This is a genomic window from Spirosoma utsteinense, assembly GCF_014282275.1.
GTDB lineage: Bacteria > Bacteroidota > Bacteroidia > Cytophagales > Spirosomataceae > Spirosoma > Spirosoma utsteinense.
The window spans coordinates 1-19,210 of the sequence record NZ_VFIA01000030.1; the positions used below are offsets into that span (position 1 = coordinate 1).

The 19,210-nt window shown below is 55.1% G+C and carries 15 protein-coding genes; 9 read left to right on the forward strand and 6 right to left on the reverse strand.

What is annotated here, in order from left to right; genetic code table 11:
- Positions 1 to 161 precede the first annotated feature (161 nt).
- Entirely contained in the window at positions 162 to 494 is a 333-nt protein-coding gene (locus FH603_RS20260; protein ID WP_186739526.1) for a hypothetical protein, read from the forward strand.
- A gap of 49 nt (positions 495 to 543) precedes the next feature.
- On the opposite strand, the gene FH603_RS20265 is transcribed toward FH603_RS20260, so the two are convergent.
- Positions 544 to 699, reverse strand: coding sequence for a hypothetical protein (locus FH603_RS20265; RefSeq protein ID WP_186739527.1), 156 nt, complete (start codon positions 697 to 699; stop codon positions 544 to 546).
- A 147-nt stretch (positions 700 to 846) separates the two neighbouring features.
- Here FH603_RS20265 and hisS point away from each other — a divergent pair, with 147 nt between their 5' ends.
- The 4 genes from hisS (at position 847) to FH603_RS20285 (ending at position 6,848) form a co-directional block, all read left to right on the forward strand.
- Complete coding sequence (hisS, locus tag FH603_RS20270; RefSeq protein ID WP_186739528.1) at positions 847 to 2,211, forward strand: histidine--tRNA ligase; 1,365 nt, start codon at positions 847 to 849, stop codon at positions 2,209 to 2,211.
- A 342-nt stretch (positions 2,212 to 2,553) separates the two neighbouring features.
- Positions 2,554 to 4,095 carry an ankyrin repeat domain-containing protein gene (locus FH603_RS20275; protein WP_186739529.1) on the forward strand — a complete coding sequence of 514 codons (1,542 nt, stop codon included), beginning with the start codon at positions 2,554 to 2,556 and terminating at the stop codon, positions 4,093 to 4,095.
- Positions 4,096 to 4,099: 4 nt separating this feature from the next.
- Complete coding sequence (locus FH603_RS20280) at positions 4,100 to 4,600, forward strand: DUF2271 domain-containing protein (RefSeq protein ID WP_186739530.1); 501 nt, start codon at positions 4,100 to 4,102, stop codon at positions 4,598 to 4,600.
- A gap of 52 nt (positions 4,601 to 4,652) precedes the next feature.
- Positions 4,653 to 6,848 (forward strand): PepSY domain-containing protein, encoded by a 2,196-nt coding sequence (locus FH603_RS20285; RefSeq protein ID WP_186739531.1) that lies wholly within the window; start codon positions 4,653 to 4,655, stop codon positions 6,846 to 6,848.
- 80 nt (positions 6,849 to 6,928) lie between these two features.
- Here FH603_RS20285 and FH603_RS20290 read toward each other — a convergent pair whose 3' ends face one another.
- From FH603_RS20290 to FH603_RS20305, 4 genes are all read right to left on the reverse strand, one after another.
- Positions 6,929 to 7,933: an FAD:protein FMN transferase gene (locus FH603_RS20290; protein ID WP_186739532.1), complete on the reverse strand. Its 1,005-nt coding sequence runs from the start codon at positions 7,931 to 7,933 to the stop codon at positions 6,929 to 6,931.
- Between the two features lie 93 nt (positions 7,934 to 8,026).
- Positions 8,027 to 8,785, reverse strand: a complete 759-nt coding sequence (gene cobA / locus FH603_RS20295) for a uroporphyrinogen-III C-methyltransferase (RefSeq protein ID WP_186739533.1) — start codon at positions 8,783 to 8,785, stop codon at positions 8,027 to 8,029.
- 103 nt (positions 8,786 to 8,888) lie between these two features.
- A complete protein-coding gene (locus FH603_RS20300) occupies positions 8,889 to 11,051 on the reverse strand; it encodes a nitrite/sulfite reductase (protein WP_186739534.1) in 2,163 nt (720 codons plus the stop codon).
- 194 nt (positions 11,052 to 11,245) lie between these two features.
- Positions 11,246 to 11,497, reverse strand: a complete 252-nt coding sequence (locus FH603_RS20305; protein ID WP_186739535.1) for a hypothetical protein — start codon at positions 11,495 to 11,497, stop codon at positions 11,246 to 11,248.
- Between the two features lie 29 nt (positions 11,498 to 11,526).
- Here FH603_RS20305 and FH603_RS20310 point away from each other — a divergent pair, with 29 nt between their 5' ends.
- Positions 11,527 to 12,615 carry a tetratricopeptide repeat protein gene (locus FH603_RS20310; protein ID WP_186739536.1) on the forward strand — a complete coding sequence of 363 codons (1,089 nt, stop codon included), beginning with the start codon at positions 11,527 to 11,529 and terminating at the stop codon, positions 12,613 to 12,615.
- 146 nt (positions 12,616 to 12,761) lie between these two features.
- Positions 12,762 to 14,930: a molybdopterin-dependent oxidoreductase gene (locus FH603_RS20315; RefSeq protein ID WP_186739537.1), complete on the forward strand. Its 2,169-nt coding sequence runs from the start codon at positions 12,762 to 12,764 to the stop codon at positions 14,928 to 14,930.
- 88 nt (positions 14,931 to 15,018) lie between these two features.
- On the opposite strand, the gene menD is transcribed toward FH603_RS20315, so the two are convergent.
- The gene (gene menD / locus FH603_RS20320; RefSeq protein WP_186739538.1) at positions 15,019 to 16,770 is read right to left on the reverse strand and encodes a 2-succinyl-5-enolpyruvyl-6-hydroxy-3-cyclohexene-1-carboxylic-acid synthase; all 1,752 of its coding nucleotides are present in this window, start codon (positions 16,768 to 16,770) and stop codon (positions 15,019 to 15,021) included.
- 211 nt (positions 16,771 to 16,981) lie between these two features.
- Between menD and FH603_RS20325 the strand changes: the two genes are divergently transcribed.
- Together FH603_RS20325 and FH603_RS20330 are read left to right on the forward strand one after the other, a co-directional pair.
- Positions 16,982 to 17,923 carry an energy transducer TonB gene (locus FH603_RS20325; RefSeq protein ID WP_186739539.1) on the forward strand — a complete coding sequence of 314 codons (942 nt, stop codon included), beginning with the start codon at positions 16,982 to 16,984 and terminating at the stop codon, positions 17,921 to 17,923.
- Positions 17,924 to 19,210 (forward strand): bifunctional folylpolyglutamate synthase/dihydrofolate synthase, encoded by a 1,287-nt coding sequence (locus FH603_RS20330; RefSeq protein ID WP_186739540.1) that lies wholly within the window; start codon positions 17,924 to 17,926, stop codon positions 19,208 to 19,210.

The window sequence follows — 19,210 nt, forward strand, 5'->3', positions numbered from 1 at the left end:
TTGATCAAGTGTTGTCTGATCGGCTTCTGACAAGACGAATGGAGTAGCGATTTGGCCCATACTACAAAGCTACTCTATTTTACTTCAACTATTAATTTGGAAGAGCACTAGTAGATGACTGATCGATACCACTAACATCCTTAGAAAGATAGCTGCAACGTATGGCTAAAGTACCAGAACCCCCCGGCCGCCGACTGGTTAATCGACTCTCAACCCGTACAAAATGGTTGTTACTGGCTCCGTTGAGTTTGCTGATCATCGGTGCGGGACTGTGCGTATTCAGCGAAGCGGCCCAGGCCAAACATACGGGCGCTCCCTTCCGGCAATGGTTTCTGTGGGGCACCTACAGCCTGATCCTGATCAACGGCGGCCTGTCGCTGTTTGGGCAGGCCGTACGGTTTCGGGCCCAGCTGGATTACCGCCGGTTTGTGCGCCGGGAGTTGAAGAAACGGGACCGGGAGTGGGCCAGCCGGAAACGAAAAACCTCACCCTGAAGGGGCGAGGCTCGTTATTGAGAATCGATTCGGTCGAAAAAGGCACCGCTTAAGCTGCTTTCTTCTCGGCGAACGATGCTTTGATCGCTTCAATATCAACGTTCTTGATGGTTGGTTTACGCAGCAGTTGTTTGATGGCGTTTACCTTGTTGCTGGCGATGGCGCGATTCCGTTTGCCTTTACGCTTTAATTCTGTTACTCCCATTATCGTAGTATGTTTTAACTTGTCGGTTCAATAGCGGCCAATCGTTAAACCGGCCGGTTGAACGAAAGCGAGTGCAAAATTAGTGTTTTTGCCTGACAAAGTAAATGCCTGATCGGAGTTTTCGGCCTTTGGGCTTAATTTTGTCCCATGCAAAAACCCACTTTACCCAAAGGCACCCGTGATTTTGGACCGGAGCAGATGCGCAACCGGCTATTTATATTCGATACCATTCGGCATACCTTCAAACGCTTTGGGTTTCAACCCCTTGAGACTCCATCCATGGAAAACCTGTCGACACTGACCGGGAAGTACGGCAATGAGGGTGACCAACTACTGTATAAAATCCTGAACTCGGGCGATTATGCTGCGGGCCTGACCGAACTCGATCTGGCATCCGGCTCGAAGAAACTGACCCCCAGCATTGCCGAGAAAGGCCTGCGCTATGACCTGACGGTGCCTTTTGCCCGCTACGTAGTCATGAACCGCAATAACCTGCCGATGCCGTTTAAACGCTACCAGATGCAGCCCGTCTGGCGCGCCGACCGGCCGCAGAAAGGTCGCTACCGGGAATTCTACCAGTGCGATGCCGACGTAGTCGGTACCGACTCGCTGCTATGCGAGGCCGAGATCGTACTCATGATCGATGACGTGTTCCGCAACCTGGGCATCGATTACACGCTCAAAGTCAACAACCGGAAAATTTTGGCGGGTATCGCCGAGGTAATTGGGGTACCAGGACAGGAAGCCACCCTGAGCGTTGCCATTGACAAACTGGACAAGATTGGCCGGGACAAAGTGCAGGATGAGCTGCGGGAGCGTGGTTTTTCGGATGAAACCCTCACGAAGCTGAGCCCACTGTTTGCTTTCAGCGAGTTACCGCTCGATCAGGTGCTGGTTCAGTTGACAACCTGGCTTGGTGCGTCAGAAACGGCGCGGATCGGTATTGCCGAGTTACAGGAAATGATTCAGCTGGTTGGTCAATATGGTCTGGCCGATGCGCCCATCGAATTCGACCCGACGCTGGCCCGCGGACTATCCTATTATACCGGTGCTATTTTCGAGGTCAAAGCCAGGGGCGTGTCGATCGGCAGTATCAGCGGGGGCGGGCGGTATGACAACCTCACGGGTACCTTCGGCATGCCGGGACTCTCCGGCGTAGGCATCTCGTTCGGGGTAGACCGGATTTATGACGTTATGGAGGAACTGAAGCTGTTTCCGGCCGGGGTCGGGCAGGGTACCCAGGTGTTGTTGATTCCGTTCGATCTGGAAGCGCGTAGCGTAGCGCTGCCCTTACTAAGTCAGTTGCGGGAATCAGGTGTAGCCGCTGAGGTGTACCCCGATCTGACCAAGGTAAAGAAGATGATGGATTATGCCAATGCCAAAGCCATTCCCTACGTCGTACTGATCGGTTCCGAAGAGGTGCAGACGGGCCTGCTATCGGTTAAGAATATGGTCACCGGTGAACAAACCAAAATGACCGCCGACGCAGTGCTGTCGTTATTGACGCTGTAAACCCAGCACCGGTGTACCGGCAAATCAGGCAACTGTCTCTATCCTCGCTTATAGCCTATCCTCCCCAACTGGCCTTCGCCCTGTCGGGTGGATAGGCTATTTATTTCCAGGGGGCCTGGTCGCCTATATTCGTTCGGGGTAGCCTTCATCCGTTTTTCGGTTGGATTATAGGTTGACAAGGGATCGAACGGATTGCTATCCGCAAAATAAGCAGGCAGAAATGACGCCTTCAGCTATTATTTAGAATGAATCTTATTAACTTTGCGGTCGTTCAGGTTGTCACCGGCCCTTACCGGGCCGTCGTACGCCAGTCAACCCATCGGGTCTTACCTTATAATCTATATGAAAAAAATACTGACTGCCCTGCTGGTAGGTTTTGCCCTCTCCGCTCAGGCTCAGAAAAACGTGCTGCTGGACCAGTCCTTCTGGCAGAGCAAGCCGGATGTGAACCAGGTTAAGGCAGAGGTCGCCAAAGGCAGTAATCCGTCGCAGCTTAACCCAATGGGCTTTGATCCGGTCGTGATGGCCATCAATGCGGGCGTTCCCAACGAGGTAGTCGATTACCTGCTGCTGCAACCGGGCAACGACGTGTCGAAGCTAACGCATGATGGTCGTATTTACATGCACTGGGCCGCCAACCGGGGCAACGTGGCGTTGATGGAAAAGCTGATCGCCAAAGGATCCAAGGCTAATCTGGAAGATAATCACGGGATGACCGTCCTGAATTTTGCCGCAGCCAGTGGCCAGCCTGACACGCAGGTATATGACCTTTGTTTGACGAACGGGGCTGTCCTGAAAAAAGACCTGAACCATGACGGTGCCAATGCCCTGTTATTGGCCATTGCAACCGACAAGGATCTCAAACTGACCAATTATTTTGTCTCGAAAGGCCTGGATCTCAACAGCACGGATGCCGCTGGTAACAATGCGTTTAGTTACGCGGCCCGGGGTGGCAATATCGCGAGCATGAAAGCCCTGGTAGAAAAAGGGGTGCCGGCTCAGGATAATGCGTTTATCATGGCCAGTCAGGGTGGTCGTCGGGGAGCCAACTCGCCCGAGGTGTTCCAGTACCTGGAAAGCCTGAACCTGAAACCAAACGTAACCAACAAAAACGGCGAAAACGCGCTGCATGCCATCGTTCGCCGACCCCGTCAGCAAGAACTCATTCAGTACTTTCTCACCAAAGGCGTCGATGTAAACCAGGCCGACGCCGAGGGTAACACCGTGTTTATGAACGCGGCTGCCACCAACCGGGATATGGCGGTGATGGAACTGCTCGTGCCGAAGGTGAAAAATATCAACCAGGCCAACCAGAAAGGGGTAACGGCACTGGCTATGGCCATCAAAGGTAATTCGCCGGAGGTAGTGACCTACCTGTTGAGTAAAGGAGCCGACGTTACCGTAACCGACAAAAAAGGCGATAACCTGGCTGCTTATCTGATTCAGTCTACGCCTGCCAATGGCGGAGCAAGGGGCGAAGCCCCCGCCCGCCCGGAAGGCAACCCACGTCCTGAGGCTGGCAACGGACCACCGGCGGATGAGTTTACGGCGAAGCTGAAACTGCTCCAGGAAAAAGGACTTGACGTGAAGGCACCGCAGAAGAACGGCAATACCTTGTATCACTTAGCGGTTGCCAGGAACGATTTGTCGCTGCTGAAAAAGCTGGAGCCCCTTCAGATCGATGTGAACAGCCGCAACAAAGAAGGTATTACGGCTCTGCACAAAGCGGCCATGGTGTCGAAAGATGACGCCCTGCTGAAGTACCTGTTGTCGATCGGGGCTAAAAAAGACATTCCGACTGATTTAAAAGAAACCGCATTCGATTTGGCCAGCGAAAACGAATCACTGGTAAAAAGCAATGTATCGCTTACTTTTCTGAAATAACTATATGTCCTGTTTGCATAAGATTGGCCTGCTGGTGTTGGCGTTAATGAGTTCCGCATCGGCTTTGCTGGCTCAACAACCGGGTACGTCCCAGTACAAGTGTATGATCCAGATGACCAACTACATGGGTGAGGGAGCTTACATCGTCGTTTCGCTCATCAATGGGAAAGGGGCCTACGAGAAAACCATGTACGTACTCGGCTCTGACAAAAAATGGTACCCCGATGTAAAAGAATGGCACAAGGCCCTGGGTAAAAAAACACCTAACATCAGTGCGATCACCGGGGCTTCCGTAGCCGGGGGCGACCGGAGCGTTACCGTACTGGAAATCGACAACACTAAGCTCAACAAGGATTATAAACTGCGGTTTGAGAGTGCGGTAGAGGATAAAAACTATCACGTAAAGGATCTGGAGATCCCGCTGACGACAGAGGGGCTTTCTGCCAAGAGCGAAGGTACCGGCTACATTCGCTACGTACGCTTTAGCCCTAACACCAGCAACTAAGGCCAATTACCTTGTGCCAACCAGGTTGCTTTACTACTAGTCGGCTGGATTTATGACCATTTCTGTTTGGAGATACAGCCATCTGGCCCTGGCTGTATCTTCGTTTCTTTTGCTGACGCTGGCTTCCATAACGGGCGTTATTCTGGCCTTCGAGCCCGTAGTGCAGAAAACTCAGCCGTATCGGTCCGACGCTATCAGCCAGCTTACCCTGGCCCAGACGTTACCCGTTCTCAAAAAAAGCTATGCTGAGATCAGTGAGCTAAGCGTGGATGCCAACCAGTTTGTGCTTATCAAGGGGAGCGATGCCAACGGCAAAAACGTGACCGCCTATATTGATCCCCGGACGGGCAAAATCCTGGGTTCGCCTACTCCGCAACATGAATTTTTTCAGTGGGTTACGGCCCTGCACCGGTCCCTGTTTTTACACGAAGCGGGTCGGTTTTTTATTGGACTCACCGCCTTTCTGCTCCTCCTGATCACAGTTTCCGGTACCCTGCTGATTATCCAGCGGCAACGGGGAGTCCGGCGGTTTTTTACCCGGATTGTCCGCGACAACGCGGCCCAGTATTACCATGTCGTGCTGGGGCGGCTGTCGCTGATTCCAATCGTTGTCATTGCCCTGTCGGGAACGTACCTTTCGCTGGAGCGATTTGGCCTCGTTGAGACGGAGAAAATACCCGTAAAAATTGATTTCGACGCCATCAAGGCAACTCCTGAACGAAAACTGGCCGACATGGCCGTGTTCCAGACAACGCAGCTTTCAGCGGTACAGCGCATCGAGTTTCCATTTTCGGAAGATGTCGAGGACTACTATACCTTGAAACTCAAGGACCGTGAACTGGCCGTCAACCAACTAACGGGCGATATCCTCAGCGAAAATCGGTACCCAACCGCCGTTTTGCTGACCAACCTGAGTCTGGATTTGCACACGGGACGGGCCAGTGCCATCTGGGCGATCATCCTGGCCGTGGCTTCGGGTAATATTCTCTTTTTTATCTATTCCGGCTTTGCCATCACCTGGAAACGACGGGCTAACCGGGTCAAAAACAGCTATTCGGCCAGTGAGAGCCGGTTCATCATCCTGGTTGGCTCAGAAAACGGGAGTACGTTCCGATTTGCTCAAATCATCCATCAACAGTTGCTCCGGCAAGGCGAGAAATCCTATCTGACCGAGTTGAATAACTACACCGTTTTTCCCAGGGCCGAGTACCTGATCGCGTTGACGGCTACGTATGGGCTGGGCGATGCGCCGACCAACGCCAACCGATTTGAAACCCTGCTCGAAAAATACCCGCAATCCCAACCGATTCACTATTCGGTCGTTGGTTTTGGCTCCCACGCGTATCCCGACTTCTGTCAGTTTGCCTACGAGGTGAATCAACGGCTGGCGTGGCAATCGTGGGCCGTGCCGCTGGTCGATATGCATACGGTCAATGATCGGTCGCCTGACGATTTTGGGTTATGGGCCGAAGCCTGGTCGCAGCAAACCAATTGGCCGCTGACCCTTCCAGCAACCTTGCTGAAGGTGCCGGTGCCCGCTCCTGATCGGCTAACCGTTACCACCAATACCGGTACGGCCCAGCCAGACGGGACCTTTTTAATTCGCCTGCAACCCGCCCCCAAAAAGGCCGTTCGGTCGGGTGATCTGCTAGCTATCTACCCGGCAAACGACCACCGCGAACGACTGTATTCGATTGGCGTACTGGACCGGGAACTTCAGCTTAGTGTCCGGCTTCAACCGGGCGGGCTGGGATCCGGCTTTCTAAACGGGCTGACGCCCGGCGAAACGATTCACGCCCGCATTGTTTCCAATGACCATTTTCATTTCCCCCGGAAAGCGCCGGTCGTGGTGATGATTGCCAATGGTACCGGGATTGCTCCCTTTCTGGGGATGATCAGCCAGAACAGGCAGCAGATACCCTGTCATTTGTATTGCGGTTTCCGGCAGCACGAATCTTTCGACATGTACCGGGATTTACTGGAAGAAAGCCGGACGGCTCAACAACTCACCGGTCTACACGTCGCGTATTCACGGGAAGGGAACAAACAATATGTCAGCGACCTGCTTAGTCGCGACGCTGATGTTGTCGCCAACGCGTTGAGGCTGAAAGGGGTCATTATGATCTGTGGGTCACTGGCGATGCAAAAAGACGTGATCGATCTGCTCGATACGATCTGCCAGACAAAATTAGGGAATCCCGTAAGTGTGTATCAGGCGCACAGCCAGATCCGCACGGACTGTTACTGAGTACCTGACTCCCGGTCGGGGATAGCCAACTAAATACCTGTGAGCAACAGATCAACAAAGCCATTGATACCGGTTTCTGTCTAGAGACGGTACTTTTCCATAGCCAGCGCAGGGGAGGAGAATATCCGGCCCTCGTCGGTGATCAGGATATAGCGGTAGAGCGGGTATTTTCGGATCAGTTTCAAGCCAGCCTCTTTGCCCAGCACCATCAGCGAGGTACTGAAGCCGTTAGCTGTTTCGGCACTGGGGCCGAAAACCGTTACGCTGCTCAGGCCGGTGGCCGGGTAGCCTGTGCTGGGGTTGATGATATGGGCGTACCGCTTGCCGTTGAATACCACGAATTTCTCGTAACTCCCGGAGGTCACCACGGCACTCTGGCGGAGGGGTACCACCGCAAAAACCGTGTCTCTGCGTAGCGGATTGGTGATGCCGATAGCCCAGGGGCTCCCGTCTGGCTGGCTGCCCCAGGTGCTCATATCGCCCGATCCGTTTACAATACCGGCTTTAATACCGTCGGCCAGCATCATGTCGCGGCAGCGGTCGGTGGCGTACCCTTCTCCCAGGGCACCAAATCCAATTTTCATGCCTTTGCGCGTCAGGAAAATGGTGGATCGCTTCCGGTCCAGCACAATATGCTGATACCCCACTTTCTCCACCGATTTTCTGATGGCCTCCGGGCTGGGCATCTGAGTCATTGACCCGTCGAATTTCCAGATCCGGTCCATCGCGGCAAAACTAATATCGAAAGCTCCGTTTGTGAGGCTGGAGAAATGAAGCGCCCGCTCGGTAAGGGCAAATACTTCGGCATCCACCCGGACCGGAGCGACGCCTGCGTTTTTGTTGACCTGTGCTATTTGCGAATCAGCCTTCCAGTCGGAGATCAAATTCTCGATCCGTGTCACTTCCGCTATCACCCGATCGATACTCTGTTCAGCGCGGAGGGAATCCTGCGCAACAATGGTAATATCAAAACGGCTGCCCATCAGTTTAACCGCCCGCTTTCGTACTACCTGAGCCGTAGCACTAAAACCGGATACGAGCAGCACGACTAGAAATGCCTGTTTTATGGCTGTTTGTAAAAACATACCTGTCGGGCCAAACCGGCTTATAAGGTCCACTTCGCGTGTCGAGGGCTGAATAGGGATCGAGTCAACTGAATCAATCGTAGGCTGAATGAATTAAGCGGTATGCTTAGTAATGAGATGCGCTAATTCGGCTTGTTGCCCGCCAGCAGACAGGCCGGCTACGGCACCAATGACAATAATGGCCGGATTGTCGATTTGACGCTCGGCGGCTAGCTGCTCAATGGAATCGACCTGGCCAACGACCATTCGTTCTTCGGCCAGGGTGCCATTCTGAATAATGGCGACGGGGGTTTCGTTTTTGCCCTGCTGGGCAAAAACTGCCATGATCTCGGGGAGTTTGTGCATCCCCATCAGCACGACGACCGTAGCCGAGGACTGAGCCGCCAGGTATAAGTCTCTGGAAAGCTGACCGGCTTTGGTCGTTCCCGTGACTACCCAGAAGCTTTCCGACAGGCCGCGGGTGGTCAGTGGAATGCCCGCCGATGCGGGTACCGCGTACGAACTCGACAAGCCTGGAACAACGGCCGTTTCGATGCCGTGCTGCCGGGCAAATTCAACCTCTTCATACCCCCGGCCGAACACGAAGGAGTCGCCCCCTTTCAGGCGAACCACATGGCCGTACTGTTGGGCATAATGAACAATGAGCGGGTTGATATCTTCCTGCATGCAGGAATAAGCCCCCCGACGCTTCCCCACATACACCTTCAGGGCATCGGGGCGGCAGTGCTCAAGCAGGTCTGGATGCACGAGGGCGTCGTACATGACCACATCGGCCTGTTGCAGCGCCCGAATGCCTTTCAGCGTTATCAACTCCGGATCGCCCGGACCGGCTCCTACAAGGGTAAGTTTCATACTATAAAGAGTGAACAGGCGAACGAATAAACGAGTGGTTGCTGCGGTAGGTTCGCTCCGAACCGGTGGCCCCATTCACTCGTTCATTCGTTCGCTCGTTGATTTAGCTGTCTTTCGCCTGGCTCAACTCCTGAAGGACCGGCAGGCCTTCCAGTTCGATCTGGCTTTCGCGGTAGGCCTGGATGGCGGGCAGGAATGCTTCGGCCTGGGCCACAAACTGGCGGGCGAAGGTTTCGGCAGGCTCCTGCTTGTTAATGCTAAAGACCAGGGTTTTGAAGTCCCCTTCGGCTTCATGGAAATCAGCTCCGTTCGGCGAGGAAACACCGGCAAACGTTTTGTCGAAATCGCTGACAATCCCGTGTTGGGTGTTCGTAGGGATATCGCGGCTCATCAGCGCGGCCTTCGCGCCGGTGATAAAGGTGTTGTAGGCATGATAGATGGCATCGGCCCAGCGACCTTCGGCCAGGGCTTCCCGCGACCAGTCCAGCTTTTCGCCTGCTTCGGTCAGGGTAGTTGCCACGAGGTCGATCAGTACACTGGCGCATTCGCCCACACCCACTTCGGTCACGTACTGCTCTGTATGGTCCCAGTCGATGTAATCACTGTCGACAAGTGTTTTCAGGTCGGCAATGGGTTTGAGTAACTGGTAGAAGTAGTTCTTACCCTGCCGGGCGTAGTAATCGGAATAATACTCGCCGTCGAAGCCGTTGGCTTCGTAGTCGCGCAGCAGCGTCCGGAGTGATTCGGGCCCGCGTTTGCTCGGGATCTTGATCACCTTATCGGCGATCAGCCCTTCACCTTTGCCGTTAAATCCACCACCCAGCAGTACCTGAAGGGCGGGCAGCACATAGGCACCGTTTTTCAGCGATGAGCCATGGTAGCCAATGTTGGCGACCGAGTGCTGGCCGCAGCCGTTCATACAACCCGATATCTTGATCTTGATATCGTCGTTAAAGACGATATCCGGGAATTCGTCGCGCATCAACACTTCCAGCGCCCGGGTAATCCCGTAGCTGCTCGAAATGGCCAGGTTACAGGTATCCGTTCCGGGGCAGGTGGTGATGTCGGCGGTCGTGTCGAAGCCGGGTTCGGCCAGTCCGAGGGTGTCGAGGGCCGTGAAGAGGTCAGGCAGGTGCTCAGGACGGACAAACCGGAGCAGATACCCTTGATTGACCGTTACCCGGATGTCGTCGGCTGCGTATTGCTTCACCAGTTGCGCCAGTGCCCGGGCCGTATCGGCGGGCATATCGCCCAGCAGCACCCGCAGCTGAACCGCATACCAGCCCGACTGCTTCTGCTCGAATACGTTCGTGCGGAGCCAGGTGTTGAATTTCGGGTTGTCCGATGTCGGGATCGGGCTGGCCGACGGGGTAAGGTCGTCGATACCAACGGTTGTCGGGTAGATCAGCTTCTCGGCGATGGGAAGCGTCTGCACCCGCAGGGCCAGCGTTTCTTCTTCGACCCGGCGGAGGAGTTCGTCCAGCCCGATATCGTTGAGGAGGTACTTCATCCGCGCCTTATGGCGTTTTACCCGCTCGCCGTAGCGATCGAATACCCGGATGACGCCTTCGATGAATGGAATTACTTTCTCTTCGGCCAGGAATTCAAAAGCCGTTTGTGCCGGGAAGGGCTGGGCTCCCAAACCACCGCCCAGCATGACTTTGAAGCCACGCTGGCCATCCTGCATGCGGGGAACCAGACCCACGTCATGCATGAAACCATAGGCTGAGTCTTTTTCGCTGGAGGATACGGATATCTTAAACTTGCGGCCCATATCCTGACAGATCGGGTTGCGCAGGAAGTAGTCGAAGATGGAGAAGGCGTAGGGACTGATGTCGAATGGCTCCAGCGGATCGATACCTGCCCGGGCAGAACCCGTCACGTTCCGAACCGTGTTGCCACAGGCTTCCTTAAGGGTGATACCTGCGTCTTCCAGTTCAGCCCACAGCTGAGGAGAGTCGCCCAGTTTAACGAAGTGAAGCTGGATATCCTGCCGGGTGGTCGCGTGGAGGTTGCCCGTTGCAAACCGGTCGGACAGGTCTGCGATACGGATGAGCTGATCGGCGGTGATACGACCATACGGCAGTTTGATCCGAATCATCTGAACCCCGGGCTGACGCTGACCGTAGACACCCCGCGTAAGCCGGAACTTCCGAAACGCTTCGTCGGCTATGTCACCCGACCGGAAGGAGTTGATCTTTTGGTCGAGGTCCAGAATATCCCGCCGGGCGGCTTTACTGACGTTGTCGGTGAGTTGGATCGACATATAGTATAAAGTCTATAGATTTTAAAGGCTAACTAATAAAACGAAACGCCGGTTATTTCCGGCGTCGGTTTCGGGTATGTAGCCACAATGATAAAGGAAATTCGGTCGGGTTCAGTTCGCTATTTTCATAACTATTGGTTATGGTCGATTCTGTCAGGTTATCGACTTAGTTGGCCTGAATGCCCTTCCTGCCGTTATAACACCTCATTTCGGTCGCCAGTTTCCTGCCAGTCACGATCCATGGCCTGGAACCGGGCGGCTACCGCTGCCAGAAAGGGTTCATCGAGCATCGCCTGCACGTCGTCGGTACCACCGGCTATGTCCATCTCACTGATTTTATACGTCTGCTCATACGGACCAGCGTCAATTTTGACGATATATTTGCCATTCCAGGCGTAGAGGCCAATGCGGAACTGCGGGTGGGGGATGTCGTGAACGAAACGCACGGAGGAAAGGGAATGATAAATGATGAACGATGAATGATTTTACAACGGGTAAGCGTACGACGGCAAAGATAGGTAACCAGACCCAACGTCTGGTTGTTTGGCTGGTGACTCTGTGTAGTTTGCTTTTCCTGCCGGTTAGCTGTTCCAACGACCAGACTGACGAGGCTGCCCAATTTTTTCTGCGCGGTAATGTCCAGTTACAAAAGCGGGAGTATCGGGAAGCCATTCGGTACTATACGGAAGCACTGGATAAAAAGCCGGATTTCGCTGATGCCTACAACAACCGGGGGCTCGCTAAATTTCGCAATGACGATCGGGAAGGGGCGCTGGCAGACTACACCCGCGCTATTGAAACGGATGCTGATTTCGGGGCTGCTTACCTGAACCGGGCGGAGGTGTTGCTTGAAACGGGCGATGCTGCCGGAAGCCTCGCCGATCTGCAGCGTATCGAGAAAGCGTACCGGGACTCGACCGGTTATCAAACCCGGCTTGGCGATACCTACGTCCGGCTCAATGATCCTGCCCGGGCGCAGGCCGCCTATGACCGGGCCGTGCAGCTCGATCCTGACAATGTGGAGGGCCTCACCAACCGGGCGGCTCTTTACTATACCCAGCGGGCTTACCAACAGGCTGAAGCCGATACCAGGAAAGCCCTGGCGTTGAACCCGAAGCAGGATGCCGCCTTAAATAACCAGAGTTTATTGCTGGCCCGGGTTGGTCAGTATACCGAGGCTCTGTCGTATGTGGAGCGTGCGTTGCGGGTGCAGCCTACCCAGCCGTATTACCTCAATAACAAAGCTTATTTGTTGCTCAGGCTAAACCGCCCGGCCGAAGCGCTGCCGCTGGTTGAGCAGTCTTTGCGGCTGGATAGTAAGAATGCCTGGGCTCACCGAACACTGGGACTCTATTACCTGGACCAGGAACAGCCCACCAACGCGTTGACCGAATTTCGTCAGGCCGAAACCCTCGATGCGTCGGTCGATGAACTCTATTATTATATAGGCACAGCCGAATCGGCCGCGGGGAATGTGGCCGGTGCCTGCGACACTTGGCGACGGGGGGCTTCGGCCGGCGACGAACGTGCTAAGGAAGCGTATCGTAAAGGGTGTGGGAATTAGGGAGGAAGGAGGAAAGGAGGAGGAAAGGAGGAGGAAAGGAGGAGGAAAGGAGGAGGGGAAGTAGTAATTTTATACCTTACTTCATTCCACTCCCTTTTCTCCCTCCTCCTTTTCTCCCTCCCCCTCCTCCCTTTCTTCCCTTCCCTATGAAAACCCACTACCGTGCCTGTAACTTGTGTGAAGCCATTTGCGGCCTGGTGATTACGTACCGCCATGGAGCGGCTGGTACCGAGATTATCAGTATAAAAGGCGACCCGGATGATCCCTTTAGCCGGGGACACATTTGTCCCAAAGCTGTAGCGCTCAAGGATATTTATGAAGACCCCAACCGACTCAAGCGCCCCCTCAAACGATTCATTGCGGAGGACGGCACGGATGACTGGCAGGAGATAGGTTGGGAGGAGGCTTTCGATGAGGTCGCAGACCGGCTGCGGCAGATCCGGTCCAGCTACGGGGCCAACGTTATTGGGGTTTACGCCGGGAATCCATCGGTACACAACTCCGGGACATTTCTGACCGCCCCCGGATTCATTAAAGCCCTCGGCACCCGGAATGTATTCTCGGCCTCGTCGGTAGACCAATTTCCGCATCATTTCGCGGCCTGGCAGTTATTCGGACACCCGTTGCTGCTGCCCGTTCCCGATATCGACCGAACTGATTTCTGGCTTATCATCGGCGGTAATCCCATTGCCTCCAACGGCAGTATCATGACTGCCCCCGATGTGGCTAACCGGCTCAAGGCTATCCGGCAACGGGGTGGCCGGGTAGTAGTCATCGACCCCCGCCGAACCGAAACGGCCACCCGCGCCGACCAGCATCAGTTTATCCGGCCTGGTACCGATGTGTACCTGTTGCTGGCGATGATTCAATTTCTCTTTGCCGAAGGGCTGGTCCGGCTCGGTCGGCTGGCCACCGTTACGCATGAAGTGGATAGTCTGCGTGCTGCCGTTGCCGACTTCACCCCCGACGTAGCAGCTAGTATGACGGGCATTCCGGCCGATATTATCCGGCAACTGACCCGGGATTTTGCCGGTGCCGACCGGGCGGCCTGTTATGGGCGGGTGGGCGTGTCGGTACAGACGTTCGGTGGTTTGTGTTTGTGGGCGATCAACGTCATAAACCTGCTCACGGGCAATCTGGATGAGCCGGGCGGGATGATGTTCACGACGCCCGCCATCGACGTGCTGGGTCCTGCCAAACCCTACCGGCGCTATGACCGCTACCGGAGCCGGGTAACTAACCGTCCCGAGTTTATGGGCGAATTACCCGTTTCCTGTTTGGCCGCTGAGATCCTGACCGAGTCGGCAGATCCTGACTGGTCCCGGATTCGGGCCATGGTGACCAGTTGCGGCAATCCGGTCCTGTCGACGCCCAACGGGTGCCAGCTCGAAGAAGCCCTCGGCCAACTTGATTTCATGGTGTCGGTGGATATTTACCTGAATGAGACCACCCGCCATGCCGACTACATTCTGCCACCCGCCACCGGACTCGAAACTGCTCATTACGATCTTACGTTTCATGCGCTCGCCATCCGCAATACGAGCCGGTACTCGGTGCCCATGATCGATAAAGGACCGGACGCCCGTTACGACTGGGAAATTTTCGAGGCCCTCCGCTTCCGGCTGGAATCAGATACCTATGATCCGGCCACAGCGCCTGCCCCCCAGGATCCGGCGGTCCAGCTCGATAAAGGACTTCGTTATGGGTCTTACGGCATGAATAACGGTAATCCGGCGGGGGGTGGCCTGTCAGTACAAACTCTCCTCGAACACCCCCACGGGATCGATCTGGGGCCCCTGCAGTCGCAGTTGCCCGATCGGCTGATGACGGAAACGAAACGGATAAATCTCCTGCCCGTTTCGTTTCAGCAGGACCTGCATCGGGTACGGGCTGCATTAACCGCACCAAATCGGGTGGGGGATGAGCTGCTGCTGATCAGCCGGCGGCACCTGCGCGATAACAATTCGTGGCTGCATAATACCCATCGGCTCGTGAAAGGCCCCAATCGCTGTACGCTACAGGTCAACTCGGGCGATGCCCGGCGTCTGGGAATTGGCCAGGGACAACTGGTTGAGGTCCGGTCCCGGGTTGGCAGGGTGGTACTCCCCGCTGAGATAACGGACGACATGATGCCGGGTGTGGTGTGCATGCCGCATGGGTACGGCCACCACCGAAGCGGTACCCGGCTGGATGTGGCTCAAAAACATGCGGGCGTCAGCATCAACGACCTGACCGATGAGTTACGGCTCGACGAACTCACCGGGAATGCGTCGCTATCGGGCGTACCGGTAACCGTGCAGGCGGTTCTTACCTAATTCGGATAATACCTTCCTTTTTCTTACAGGCCCACCCACTTGGCAACAGCCCCTCACCATCACCTGGTAATTACAACTATACCGGTAGTTATAGTTTTGGGCTGATTTGCGTTTTTACGTTTTCCTTGTAGCGGGTAAATAGTTGCTGATTGGCAAGTTTATCGGTGGTCAACTCAAGCAGGGCGGCCGTTGGTCCGGGTTGAAAGAAGTCGGGTAGGAGTGACCGGAGACTTTCGATCGTATTGCCTGATTGGTAGCGGATCCCGGCGTCTTCAGCGGTTCGTTTGGCGGTATAGCCGTGCGGGGTCTCGAAATACGCTTCCAGTTCGGGCTGGCGACTTGGCCCGTCGATGATCCGGAAGATGTGCCCGCTGTCGTTGTTGAGCAGGATGATCCGCAGGTTTGGAGGAACGGGTGCCGACCAGAGGGCATTCCGGTCGTAGAAGAACGCTACATCCCCGATCAATACCGTCACGAGTTGATCGGTTATCAGGGCCGCCCCCAAGGCCGTACTCAGACAGCCATCGATGCCGCTGACCCCCCGGTTTCCCCATACGCTGATATGTTGGCGTTCGTGGATCCCGCACAGATTGGCGTAACGGACGGGCATGCTGTTGGCCAGGTGGAGGACGGAGCCTTCCGGTAACTGATCGAGGACCAGTTGGACCGCCGACCAGTCGGTGAGGAGATCGCCCGGGTCGGATACCGTTTGCTGAACGAGTTTAGCCGCCAGTCGGTCGGCGGCTTGCCAGTGACTGAGGAATCCATTTGTTTCATCCTCATCATCACCCTGCAGGAACCGCTGGTAATCGACGTCCGCGAATAATTTTTCGAGGAAAGGAAGTGGCTCGGCCGGAATGAGCGTTGTCAGACTCTGGAACGAATCATTGATCCGGTCGGCGGTAGGCTGAATATGCCAGTGCTGCTGTGCCGGGTACTGACGGAAAAAAGTTTTCAGGTTGCGGGTCAGAAATGAATTGCCGATCGTAATCAGCAGATCGGGCCGGAACCCCTGACCTGCGGAGTCGGTCAGGCCCGAGAGGAACGTATCTCCTTTGGTAATGAAGCTATCATTCATGGGTATATTCCCCGTAATCTCGCCCACTACGGGTACGCCCAGTTCGTCGCTGAACTTCTTGAGGATGGCCAGCATGGCCGGATCGCAGGGTAGTTGTCCTACAGCGATAAGGACACGTTCGGTCCTGTCCCAGACCGCCAGCAGCTGGTGCCAGGTTTCGGTGGGCAGGGTGGGTGGCGCGGCCAGCACATCGATGACCCGAACCCGTTCATAGGTGAATGCCTCGTCGGCGGTCGGGTAGAAAGGTTCACGCAGGGGTACGTTGACATGTACGGGTCCGGCCGGACTAAGCCGGGACAGGTTAATGGCTTCGTTGAGCGTCCGTTCGATAAACCAGCGGGCGTCGGCATGGGTATAGTCGGCTGGCAGGTCATAGCCCCGTTTTACCTGGTTGCCAAAGATACCGACCTGATCGATCGTCTGTCCATCCTGCTGGTAAAGCCATTCGTGGGGACGGTCGGCGGTGAGCAGCAGCAGCGGCACCTGCTGAAAGTAGGCTTCGGCCACGGCGGGGGCCAGGTTATAGACCGCACTGCCAGACGTACAGATGATAGCAACGGGCTGTCTGCGCTGCTGGGCCATTCCCAATGCCACGAACCCCGCCGACCGTTCGTCGGCCATAACCCGCACCCGCAGCCTGGGATGGCGGGCTACGGCCAGGGTTAATGGGGCTGAGCGGGAACCGGGGCACACGACGACATCGGTAATTCCTTTCTGGTGGAGGAGTTCGGCAATGTTTACGACAGCTTGCAGAATGGGCATGGGAACAGGGACGCAGTTGGGTTGCAAACATACGCATTGTGGGCTTACCGCCCTGAGTTGCTTACCGCGCCCGTATCCCGCAAACTCGTATCCCGGCCATCTCTCCCGGATTTTACGTTACTTTGTTTAGTCTATGGCCCTGGTTTGCCCCATTTGGTATAAACGAACCGGTGCTGTAGCCACGTTATACAATCAAATTTCCGGTCAATCTATGAATCGCATCACCTTCGACAACGAAAAAGAGATCAGGATGAAGTCGTTTGCGGGCGCAGCGGCTATCAACCTGGTGCTGCTGTTGGTTTTGCTGTTTGTGAAGCTATCACAAACGGTTCCTAACCCGCCCCCCATTGAATTTATCGAAGTCAACTTTGGCACAGATGCCATTGGCAGCGGTAAAATTCAGACCTACAACAAAGCCTCTGACTCGCCCAATCCGGTGGATGTCAAACCATCGGAGAACAAGCCCAATCCTAAGGTCAACACCACGCCCCGGCTGGAACGAACTCGGGTAACTCCTGCTCCTAAAGTGGTTGAGGCTAAACCGGCTAAGACAGTCAGCGAAAAGCCGGAGATCACCAGTAAGGTTGAAAGTCCCGTTTCCACGCCGGAACGGCCCGAACCCAAACGGGTAGAAGCAGCCCGGCCCGCGGCTCCGGTAGAACGACCGGCCCCACCGGCACCGCCGAAAAAAGTAGAAACAGTTAATAACGATGCACTTTTTAAAAAATCCTCGGGTGGGGGTGGCTCGAATGGTACGGTCGGAAAAGCGGCCGGCACCGGTGGCAACAACAATGGTGACGATGCCAGTGGCGTAGGGGATAAAGGAAACCCGAACGGTAAGATTGATGCCAAGTCCCTGTACGGAACCCCGGGTGGTTCGTCGTCGGGCGTTGCCTTTGATGTATCGGGCTGGTCGCTGGCCGGACGACCGAATGTAAATGACGATTCGGATGAGACCGGTAAAATTATTTTCAAGATAACTGTCGATGAAGATGGCCAGATAACCCGGGTACAAACGCAGCAAACGACGGTAAGTCCCTCCGTTGTGGATGTATACCGGAAAGCTGTTCAGCGGTTGCGGCTACGACCTAAGGGCGGAGCAACGCCCCCTACGGCCTCGGGCACTATTACCTTCATTATTACCTCCAAGTAAATGCAGTATTCGGAAGTGATCGACTACCTCTATAGTCGACTACCCGTTTTTCATCGGATCGGAGCCAAGGCCCTCAAGCCCGGGCTTGGGAATACCCTGCGGCTTTGTGCGGCTTTGGGAAATCCCCAGGACCAGTTCCGAAGCATCCACGTGGCCGGTACGAATGGAAAAGGCAGCACCTCCCATATGCTGGCGTCTATTTACGGGGCGGCTGGCTACCGGGTAGGATTATATACTTCACCCCATCTGAAGTCATTCACGGAACGCATCCGGATTAATGGCCAGCCAATTTCTGAAGAGGCTGTAGCCGAGTTCGTAACAAAAAACCGGGATACGATCGAAACGGTAGAGCCTTCTTTTTTTGAAGTAACGGTGGCAATGGCCTTCGATTTCTTTGCCCGTCAGGATGTCGATCTGGCGATCATTGAAGTAGGATTGGGGGGCCGTCTGGATTCGACCAATGTAATTACGCCCCTGATTTCGGTCATCACCAATATCGGGTACGACCATACAGACATACTGGGCGATACCCTGTCGGCGATTGCTACGGAGAAAGCGGGGATCATTAAAGCGGGCGTACCTGTGGTGGTGGGTGAGACCCAGGCTGAAACGGAATCGGTCTTTCGCTCGGTTGCTGCTTTAGCAAACGCGCCTATTTCCTTCGCTGATCAACAGTACAGCCTTCAGGACAGCGGGATTACTAACGGACGACGTCTGGTAACTACGGTCGACGTAAAGGGCGCTAAGACGACCTATCGACTCGATCTCCTGGGGCAGTACCAACTACGGAACCTACCGGCGGTTCTGGCTACGATAACCGGATTACAGACGCCCTTTCCTGTGGCTGAATCTGCCCAACAGATCGGTCTTGCGTCGGTCGTATCGTCGACAGGACTCAAGGGTCGCTTTCAGGTGCTGCAGCAGGAGCCGTTTGTCGTTGCGGACACCGCCCATAACGAAGCTGGTTTGCGGGCGCTGTTTGCGATGATAGAGACGTTTCCCCGCCACGAGTTACGCATCGTTCTGGGGCTCGTAGCTGATAAAGACCGGGCGTCGGTGCTCTCCGTTTTACCGAAAGAAGCGGTATATTATTTTTGCCAGGCACAGACGCCCCGTGCCTTACCCGCCGATACGTTGCAACGGGAGGCTGAATCGGTTGGGCTTTCCGGGGCCGCGTTCCCCGATGTCGACACGGCCTTACAGGCCGCTTTATCCCAGTCGACGCCAACTGATTTAATCGTTGTGACGGGAAGTAATTACATCATTGCCGAAATAACAAACCTATAA

Coding starts and splice junctions, on each gene's coding strand:
- FH603_RS20260 (WP_186739526.1), top strand. CDS start 162: ATGGCTAAAGTACCAGAACCCCCCGGCCGCCGACTGGTTAATCGACTC.
- FH603_RS20275 (WP_186739529.1), top strand. CDS start 2,554: ATGAAAAAAATACTGACTGCCCTGCTGGTAGGTTTTGCCCTCTCCGCT.
- FH603_RS20300 (WP_186739534.1), bottom strand. CDS start 11,051: ATGTCGATCCAACTCACCGACAACGTCAGTAAAGCCGCCCGGCGGGAT.
- FH603_RS20280 (WP_186739530.1), top strand. CDS start 4,100: ATGTCCTGTTTGCATAAGATTGGCCTGCTGGTGTTGGCGTTAATGAGT.
- FH603_RS20310 (WP_186739536.1), top strand. CDS start 11,527: ATGAATGATTTTACAACGGGTAAGCGTACGACGGCAAAGATAGGTAAC.
- hisS (WP_186739528.1), top strand. CDS start 847: ATGCAAAAACCCACTTTACCCAAAGGCACCCGTGATTTTGGACCGGAG.
- FH603_RS20290 (WP_186739532.1), bottom strand. CDS start 7,933: ATGTTTTTACAAACAGCCATAAAACAGGCATTTCTAGTCGTGCTGCTC.
- FH603_RS20315 (WP_186739537.1), top strand. CDS start 12,762: ATGAAAACCCACTACCGTGCCTGTAACTTGTGTGAAGCCATTTGCGGC.
- FH603_RS20330 (WP_186739540.1), top strand. CDS start 17,924: ATGCAGTATTCGGAAGTGATCGACTACCTCTATAGTCGACTACCCGTT.
- cobA (WP_186739533.1), bottom strand. CDS start 8,785: ATGAAACTTACCCTTGTAGGAGCCGGTCCGGGCGATCCGGAGTTGATA.
- FH603_RS20265 (WP_186739527.1), bottom strand. CDS start 699: ATGGGAGTAACAGAATTAAAGCGTAAAGGCAAACGGAATCGCGCCATC.
- menD (WP_186739538.1), bottom strand. CDS start 16,770: ATGCCCATTCTGCAAGCTGTCGTAAACATTGCCGAACTCCTCCACCAG.
- FH603_RS20325 (WP_186739539.1), top strand. CDS start 16,982: ATGAATCGCATCACCTTCGACAACGAAAAAGAGATCAGGATGAAGTCG.
- FH603_RS20285 (WP_186739531.1), top strand. CDS start 4,653: ATGACCATTTCTGTTTGGAGATACAGCCATCTGGCCCTGGCTGTATCT.